Annotated in this window: 4 protein-coding genes; 2 read left to right on the top strand and 2 right to left on the bottom strand. The window is 36.2% G+C overall.

What is annotated here, in order from left to right; genetic code table 11:
- The coding region (locus E1171_RS14485; RefSeq protein WP_155206745.1) for a hypothetical protein at positions 1-1305 on the bottom strand (1305 nt) is incomplete at its 3' end.
- Positions 1306-1916: 611 nt separating this feature from the next.
- Between E1171_RS14485 and E1171_RS14480 the strand changes: the two genes are divergently transcribed.
- Positions 1917-6728 carry a hypothetical protein gene (locus E1171_RS14480; protein WP_155206744.1) on the top strand — a complete coding sequence of 1604 codons (4812 nt, stop codon included), beginning with the start codon at positions 1917-1919 and terminating at the stop codon, positions 6726-6728.
- Positions 6729-6774: 46 nt separating this feature from the next.
- The gene (locus tag E1171_RS14475) at positions 6775-7290 is read left to right on the top strand and encodes a M23 family metallopeptidase (protein ID WP_155206743.1); all 516 of its coding nucleotides are present in this window, start codon (positions 6775-6777) and stop codon (positions 7288-7290) included.
- 831 nt (positions 7291-8121) lie between these two features.
- Here E1171_RS14475 and E1171_RS14470 read toward each other — a convergent pair.
- On the bottom strand, positions 8122-9482 hold a 1361-nt coding region (locus E1171_RS14470; protein WP_343031389.1), incomplete at its 5' end, for a pyridoxal phosphate-dependent aminotransferase.

Raw genomic sequence — 9482 nt, 5'->3', positions numbered from 1 at the left:
GCATAAAAGAAGTATTAATAACAGAAATCTTCCCTTTGTATTTATCAAGAAAGGTCGAAAAAGGCTTGATTTAACGAAATAACGAATAAGAAAAAATAAGACTCCAATGTTGAGTACAAAAGTTAACAGCCGTTGAAGAGCGGAAAAGCTCATAAAAATAGCAAATAGGGTAAACAGAAAATAAAGTATGACAAAGTAAAATAAAGCGTCTTTGTATTTATCAGGAATTTGCCCTGGAAGAATTTGGTAAATAGCCAGCAAAAGCAAAAAGCTTTCCAATCGGGTAACACTTACCGGTGCATTATCAATGCTTTGATACAGGCTAAATATTATAAGGAAAATAACTAGGGCAATTGGGTGAATTAGCATACGATAAACAGATTGAAGCTCTGGATTATCGTATTGCTGTAGCTTAACATGAAGCCTTTTTCGCATTACTACAAATAAAAAAAGTAATAAAACCAAAAAGAGCAGAGATCGAATAATTTCCGACTTATTGTCTGTATAAAAACTTTGTAAATCATAATATGTACCCTTCAGGTTGTCTTTTACAGACTGACTATCGGAAGGTTGAATATTTTCCTTGTTGAAGGCTGACCATAAGGGGGGACTATCAGCTTCTAATAATGTTCTTTGGACAAAGATCAGTTGACTGTTAACCTCTTGGTTTTTTGTTCGGACAAAGTCCAACTGACTGTTCAAACTATGTTGAAGTAAAAAGATATCTTTAGCACGGTTGGCAAGTAAAGTCTTAACAGCTTGTATGTTTCGAACTAATTGATTTAAATCTCGCTGGATATTAATGGGAAGTTTTCCTTTGTAAGCAGATGCTGTAAGAACCCATATTTCATTGTTTTTCTCTATTTCATCAAAGTCTTTACCAAGGTTCTTTCCATTATTGTACAAACTTGACTGCAATTCTTCTAATTCTCTTTGAAAGTGGCTCCATTGTCTTTGTTGGTCTTGAAGTAAACTAAAGAGATGACGTTGTTCTTTAAAATATCTGGGATTATTGCTAAAGGCCTTAATTTTCTCCTCTAATTGCTTAAACTTATTAGTTTGGGAAAGAAGATAGTTTCCTGATTCATATTTTAGTCGGGTTTTGTTTAATTGGTCCAGGGTGTTGCCTACTTCTAAAAATAATGAAGTGAGGTCTAGAGGTTGAATTTTATTAGCGTTAACAGTGTCCTTTTTCTGAGGCTGAAAAGGGGTAGGCTTTTCTTTACTCCATGACGAATTAACCCTACCAATCAAAAAAGAAATGCAGACTAGTAGGATTGGAAGACCAGGAAAAACTTTCATCAATAAATGGTCTTTTTATAAAGATTAAGCAGAGTAGGGCTATAAAGGTTTAGGAGAAAGCTGTTGACGTCATTTTTTTTATCTTACTATATTGATAAGAAATGAATTTGGACATTGGCAATTTAAATTATGATCTACTAATATCTTGGAGGAATTTTAGGAAAGGCAGGGATAATGTAAAATCGGGATCTATGGAATTTTTCACAACCTGAATACAGTGAATAGCCTTGGGCTTTACAAAAAATTTATTCAATTCTATTTATTCTACCTACCAGATATCTTCAATTTCATCGATATTGGTTATTTTTATTGAGGATTTATATTCCCTTATTCTCACATTAATTTTTTTATTTGCTGTTCATTTTCTATACCCAAAAAAAATCTTTGTTATCCAAAGAACCATTAATCCTAAAAATCCTATCCAAAATAATTGTTAAAAAACCTTTCCAATTTTTTAAATTCACAAATTGTAGCCAGATTAGTTGTATTACTAAGTTAAAGGAAAGTATTTTAATTATTCCAGCTTGTTTTTTCGGTTAACCATAATGAATAGAGGAAGAAATTAATTCCTTCACTGTATTATTAAATTGATAAATGAATAGAACCATTTGCTAATGAAATATATAAGACTTATTGGAGTTTTGTTCTTTATTTTACAAGGGACATTGGCAGAAGCTCAGAAAACTGCCCTTAACAATGATCCGCAGAGTTTTGGCGGGCAGTTGTATTCCCTGATGCAAACTACAAAAAATGCGAATGCTATTGCTTTAGGAGAGGAGTTTAAACAACTATGGGACAATACAGGATTTGGCCCCACTCTGCAGAAGGAAATTATCGATATTGCTTTAAAAATGCAGGAAAAGCGACTTAAAAGCAGACCCTATTTTGAGCAATTTATGGGCATGCTTATCCATGCAAAAAAGACGAATGGGATAAATGATGAATTATTCGACGAGTTGCTGAAAATGACCCAAAAAGCCCTTTCAAATTACGATAGCAAAACTTTGCAAACCTATTTTGTGAATTTAAGGCTATTTTTTGAAAGCCAAACCTTGTATCAAACTAGGTTTTATTCTTTATATGCCAAAGGAGGTACATACAGTTTTGAGTTTCTTGAAGAAGAGGAAATAATTATTACAGAGGCAGATGAAAGTCTTCAGGATTCGGAGCCAACCCAGGAGGAAAATGAGGATTGGTTTTCAGATTGGGATAATGAATCTGATGATAATTGGAATACCGATTGGGAGTCTTTTGAAGAACCAGTTCAAGAGGAGTCCTCCGATGTCTTGTTGGCCACTTTACCAGAGGTGATTTTGCCTCCGGTAAAGGGTGCCGTCATTCATTTTAACCAAAATAATTTGGTTTTTGTGACGCCCTATGACTCTGTTTCCCTTCAGCAAACAAATGGTGAATTTTTGATTACAGAAAAGATCTTTGTGGGAGAGGGGGGACGTTTTGATTGGTCTTCTACAGGGTTATCTGGAGAGGATGTTTATGCCACTTTCGACAAATATAGTTTTGCAGTCAATAAAACAGAACTAAGTGCTGAGCAAGTAAAATTGACTTATAACGGCAAAATTAAAGAACCGGTAGAAGGGGTGTTTGAATTTAAAAGTAAGAAACATCAATTTCCAGAAGATGCCCAATATCCTCGTTTCAAATCATATGATGATAACATAAAAGTGGAGAATTTGGGGGCCGACGATTTGGTGTATAAAGGAGGGTTTTCTTTAAATGGCAATAAAATCTATAGTTCATCTCTTAATTCAGGGACATCAACCTTGGAAGTTGGGCCCTCAGGCCATCCAAAATTCGTTGTAAATTCGAGGCGATTTGATCTGAAGGACTCTCTTATTACTTCTCCAAGAGCCGCAATTGTTATTTACCAGGGAAGTCAGGACTCCATTTATCACCCCGCGGTTCAGTTTTCTTATAACAAAGAGCTGAAACAGCTTCGCCTTCTCAAGGATAAGGGAGGGTTTAAAAACACCCCCTATACCGCCTCTTTATATGAAATGGAATTAAGGGCTGATTTATTAAAGTGGGATTTGAATACAGATTCCCTAGATTTTTCAGTACTAAATGCCAGCAATCAGGTCCCCGCAACCTTTAGTTCGTTAGAATACTTTAATAAAGAAGAATTTAATCGTCTTTCGGGAATCTATGACTTTCATCCTTTATTGCTGCTGGTCAATTATTCTCGAAAAAACAGGACGACCGATTTTTATTTAGATGAGTTGCTCAAACAATACCAGGTACATGCCAATGCTTTAAAAGGGGCCCTAATAATGTTAATGCAGAATGGATATATTGATTATGATAAAATTTCGGGTCATATAAAAGTGAAGCGTAAAGCTTTGCATTATGTGTTTTCAGATCGAAAAAGAAAAGATTTTGATAACCTTAATATACCATCAGTAAGTCCATCAGGGCCAAATGCTACTTTAAGTCTTAAAACCAACGAACTCAAAATTAGGGGGGTAAAGGAATTTACCATAAGTGAATATAATGACGTCAAGATCAAGCCTAAAAACTACGAAATTGTTTTGCTCAATAATCGGGATTTCCGCTTTGATGGAATGCTGTTTGCCGGAAACCTGGAATATGAAGGGAAGAATTTTTATTTTGATTATGACCAGTTTTTAGTGGATTTACCGGAAATTGATACCATTCGTTTTCATATCAATACAGGTAAACGAAATAAATCCAATAAGTTGATTAAACGTAGTTTGGATAATGTGCTAGTAAACTCCTCTGGTACATTGTATGTGGATAAACCGGATAATAAGTCTTCAACTAGGGAATTTCCCCAATATCCATTATTCAAGTCCAGTAGTGAATCCATTGTCTATTTTAATAAGTCAGAAATTCTGGATGGAGCTTACGATAAAAGTGTGTTTTTCCTTATTCCACCTTTCGAATTGGATAGTATGAACAAAGCAGATGGAAAGGCCATTTCCTTTGATGGTACAATGGAAACAGGAGGCATTTTCCCTTCCTTTGAGGAGAAACTTACCGTAATGGATGATAACTCTTTGGGTTTTGTGCATGAAATTCCCTCCGATGGATATACTCTGTTTGAGGGAAAAGCAAAAGCCTACAAGCAACTCAATTTAAATAATAAAGGATTGGTTGTAAATGGAGAAATAGAATACCTGACTACAGAATTGCAGTCAGAGGCCTTTACTTTTTATTTGGATTCTGTAAAAGCAATTGGAAGTTTTGCCACCATAGATCCAGGAGTTTTGGGAGAAGCTTCTTTCCCTCAGGCTTTCGTCGAAGATTATGCCATGGTTTGGAAACCCTCCCAAGACAGCTTAGCTATAGATAATTTAAAACAGCCATTTGATCTTTATGACCAAACTGCCTCATTGGAAGGTGCAGTTGTAGTCAGTGAAAAAGGGGTTTCCGGTCAGGGAAGGTTGTTGACTAGGGGATCTGAAGCTATATCTGACAGCCTCAATTTTCAGGAAAATTTATTTGTGGGTCGACATGCACGTTTTGAGATTAAATCGGATAACCCTGCAAAACCAGCACTAAGAGGATCTGATGTTAACTTGACCTTTCAGTTGGATAAAAATTTGGCCGAAATAGGCCCTGAAGAGGAAGGAAACGCAGCTATAGATTTTCCTTATGCTCAGATGAGAACCTCTATTTCCAAGGCATATTGGGACCTTCAGGATAAAACGGTTCGTATGAGTAAGCCGGAAGATGTGGATTTAAGCATGTCATATTTTTATTCTACCCGTAAGGAGTTGGATTCTTTGGCCTTCAATGCTGAGGAAGCCCTTTATGATATTAATTCTTTAAAATTAAATATCTCTGGTATTCCGTATATAAAGGTGGCTGACGCTAAAATTATACCGGATAACAACGAGGCCTTAGTTCTCGAAAATTCCCAAATAAAAGAGTTTACAAATGCCATGGTATTGATGGATACCCTGAATGAGTATCATACTTTATATGATGGAAAAATAAGAATTTATTCTAGGAATGAATTTGAGGGAAGTGCCATTTATCAGCTCGTCACTGCGGTGGAAGATACTTTTGCTATTCGGATGAATTCATTTGTCTTAGAACAAACAAAGGATAAAAAGGGTAATTTGATAGGTGCGCATACTGTTTCTTCAGCAGAAATTTCTGATGCTGAACAACTGGGTATTTCTCCAGGTATGCTTTTTAAAGGAACGGTAAAGATGTATGCCCATAAAAAAGCCTTGGAGTTGGATGGTTTTGTGAAGCTGGATATGAAAAGCGTTGCCAATAATAACACATGGATTCAATATAAAAGTGATAATGCCCAAAGTCAGGAAGTGATCATTGATTTTGATCAAGCTCTTACTGATTCTGGAAATCAACCAAAGGCAGGGCTCTTCTTTGATGCGGTTACACAGGAGTTATACGGACAGATGGTGGAAAGCACCAAGGAGGATGAGGGTTTGGACGATTTTGCATTTTTTGTTCCAAAAGGAAAGCTTCGTTACGACCCTTCTAAAAACGAATATATCATTCAGGAAAAGGACAAAGCTAAGACTAAATCTTTTGAGGGGAGACAATTTACCTTTAATGAAGAAAGTGGTGCTATAAGTTTTGAAGGCCCAGTAAACTTTTTACAAGCCCCGAAATTTAAAATTTTAGCATCTGGTAAAGGAGATGGAAATATCTATGAAGGTCAATACCAAATGAATGCGCTGTTGGCTTTTGATTTTGGAATTCCTTTGACTGCTGCTGAACTAATGGTTACTGATTTAACAGGAGTCATAGAAAGATTGGGAATAGGTGGGGCTAATCGTGATAAAACCCAGCTTTTGTATCGTCTGGGTGAATTGGAAGGGGATGGAGTGGCTAAAGTTTATGAAGAAAAATCATTACAAGATTATGTGCCTTTGTCTTCAATTTCCAAGACGTTTTTTGAAAATCTTGTACTTTCTGATGTGGATTTGAATTGGTCTGATGAACACCAGGCTTGGTTTTCGGATGGGAAGATTGGTTTTTCCAACATGATGCAATTTGATGTAAATGGTAGTTTTGATGGTTATGTGGAAATAAAAAAACATCAGGAAGGGGATTTGGTAAATGTCTTTATTCAGGCTTCTCCAGGCTCCTGGTATTATATTAGTTACGAAGGAAACCGTTCTTATATTTATGCTTCCAATGAAGATTTTAACCGAAACATTCAAGAGAGATCCAAAGCAGGGAAAGCTAATATAGGGAAGTATGCTTTTTCCATTTCTGATTTGGTTGATGCTAATGATTTTGTTAATAGGTTCCGTTCCGATTATCTGGGTAAAGACGATCCTATCGTACTGGAGTTACCAATGGATCCAATTGTCAATACGGATTCAGAAGATTTCGATACAATCCAGCGACTAGATGATGAGGAAGGTTCAGGTACTGCCAAGGAAGATGAAGATGATGGGTTTTGAGAAGATTAACCGTTTTTTAGAAGGAGTTTAGGGAGAAATAATAAGCATGTTGAGGCAACGAAAATTAAGTCCTATTCTACTGATAATTATAGGAGTAGGGCTTGTTTTACCCCAAAAATTCTCCATGCCAGTTCAAGGGGGAACCAAGTCTGATTTTAACCCGAAATCGTTTTGGTATTATCCCTGGGGAAAGTCTGGTACTCATAAAGGTGTTGATATTTTTGCAAGTCTTGGTACCAATGTTCGTTCTTCTACCTCAGGACTAGTAATTTATAGTGGTCAAATCGGTAGGGGTGGCAAGGTTGTTTTAATTTTGGGGTCTAAGTGGCGTATTCATTATTTTGCTCACCTTGACGAAATTAAAACTTCGGCGTTTTCGTGGGCGAATAGAAATGAAATTATTGGTTCCATCGGAACAACCGGTAATGCTGCTGGTAAATCTCCTCATCTTCATTATTCAATAGTGACTCTTATTCCATACGTTTGGCGAATAGACTGTGACAAACAAGGTTGGAAAAAAATGTTCTTTCTTAATCCCATTGATTATCTAAAAACCAACTAAAAATAAATTGGAATTGGGAAACTGGGTGAAATTTGGTGGTTTAGCTTTTTTGGGATTCTTTTACTTTTGGAATGATTTTAGTGAATACCCATTCAAATATAAATAATTAGGGCAGTAATCTTCTTTTATTATCGATTTATGGAAAATGTCGTTGTAAAGGGCGAATTGAAATTTTTTAGTAGTTTTATTAGTTGATTTATTCACAATAGCCTCAAAAAAACTTTTACTTAATAAAGAATGTTAGTAAGCGCTTCGTATTGGTCTAAGGCGGGAAGTATCTATTTTTTTAGCGTTTGGAAGATGTATATAGGTCCTTCCTTAAGCGCAGTTTATAAATTCTCATATGTAGAAATGTTATTTTTTAATATGTCTGCAGCTATACTGAGTACGATATTGATTTTGTATTTAGGGAAAAGGATATTTTCTTTTATTGGTAGGAAGAAATCTACAAAGGGATTCAGTGGTAGACTAAGAAAAATCCTTAGGCTTTGGCATAAATTTGGGTTTTATGGATTGTTTGCCTTAGCGCCTATTATTTTTGGAATTCCTATAGGGACCATCATCGCAAGCAGACTAAAAACCCCATCTTCAAAGATTCTTTTCTATATGACCCTTTCCTCGTTTGTATGGAGCAATATATTTTATTTTTTGGCTAAAACTGGTTTGTATTTGGTTGAGTTTTGATAGACTTAAGGTTTTAAGTTGATATGGAGTACTTCTAAATCCGTTTGGATAGGTAAATTTTCAAGGATTTTAAATGCCAATAAAGATACGGCCTCATTTTAAATGAGGCCGAGATAGGATTATGGATTGATAAAGAAAATGCAATAGCTATTTATACAGTACAGTATTGTTTTTCAACCAATCACTTAAACGATTGATACCTTCTATACAGTTGGAACAATAAGATTGTAAAAATGCTGTATCTATTGGAGCTTCCAAAGGGATTTGTTCAGCTGCTTTTAAAGCATCTCCTCCATTGAAATTAACATAGGATAATCGCATGGTATATTCTTCCCGGGGACGGCCGAAGGCGGAACCAGGCAACATGGCAACACCAGTCTCCTGGAGAATTCGCTCGCATAAGTCGTCACTGGTTGAGATCCCTATTTGATTAAGTTGTTCCGAAAATCCAGAGAAATCAGGAAATAGATAAAATCCCCCATCAGGATTTTCAATGTTACACCCAAGACCCCGAAGTTTCTCGGTTATGTAGCCTCCTAAGGATTTTAAGATTTTCCGAGCCTGAAAAAGATAATTGTCGATTTCTGCACCTCCTTTAAAGGCTTGGATAGCTGCGTATTGGATTGGGGCTGAAACCGATGTATAAGTTTCACTGGCAAAGGTGGCCATAGCTTTCTTTAACCAAGACAGGCCTTCCGGAAAAGCTAAGAAACCTAATCGCCAACCACCTGCCCCACACCATTTACTAAGACCATCACTAATAATGGTTCCCTGAGGATAATACGATGCGATGGTTTCATGGTCTCCAGCATGATTTAATTCCCCATAAATCTCATCGGACAAAACTAATAACTGATGTTCAGCAGCAATCGCTGCCAGAGCCTTCAATTCTTCTCCAGAATAAGTGTAACCATGAGGGTTATTGGGATAATTTAAGATTAAAAGCTGAGGACGTCCTTGATTTCCCTTGCAATGTGCATCTAAAACTTCTGGAGACAGCTTCCATTTATTACTCGCCTCTGTTTTTAACCAAAAGACTCGTTGATTGCCAATGTGAGCTTGAGGTGCATAAGAAACCCAACTGGGTGAAGGCAACAAAAGATCAGTGTTATAACTTTGTTGTAGTATAAACAAAAGCTCTTTTGAGCCAGGACCAATTAAGATTTGTTTAGGAGAAAATTCCATTTTTCGTGACCGAAAAAGGTATTTCGTAATAGAATCCTGTAAGTCGAAAAGCCCACTTACAGGGAGGTAACTTTTTTGATGCGCATTTGCTTTTAGTTCTTCAACCACAATATCTGGAACGGGGAAGGGAGATTCTCCTAAACCAAATTTATAAATTTTCTTTCCATTGCTAATTAATTCATTACTAACCTCATTTATTTGTAAGGTCGCCGATACCCCGAGTTTTTTCAGGTTTGGATTAATGTTAAATAATGGAGTTTCCATGTCGGTATTAGGTTTGTATGTAGTATGGTTAAGTTGGTCAATTTTTTCCTGTTTTTTTT

Source organism: Xanthovirga aplysinae (assembly GCF_009711365.1).
GTDB classification, from domain to species: Bacteria; Bacteroidota; Bacteroidia; order Cytophagales; family Cyclobacteriaceae; genus Xanthovirga; species Xanthovirga aplysinae.
The sequence above is the reverse complement of the archived record's forward strand: the minus strand, read 5'-3'. Positions and strand labels throughout refer to the sequence as shown.

Excerpts from the sequence above, each read along its gene's own strand:
- E1171_RS14480 (WP_155206744.1), top strand. The coding sequence starts at position 1,917 with ATGAAATATATAAGACTTATTGGAGTTTTGTTCTTTATTTTACAAGGG.
- E1171_RS14475 (WP_155206743.1), top strand. The coding sequence starts at position 6,775 with ATGTTGAGGCAACGAAAATTAAGTCCTATTCTACTGATAATTATAGGA.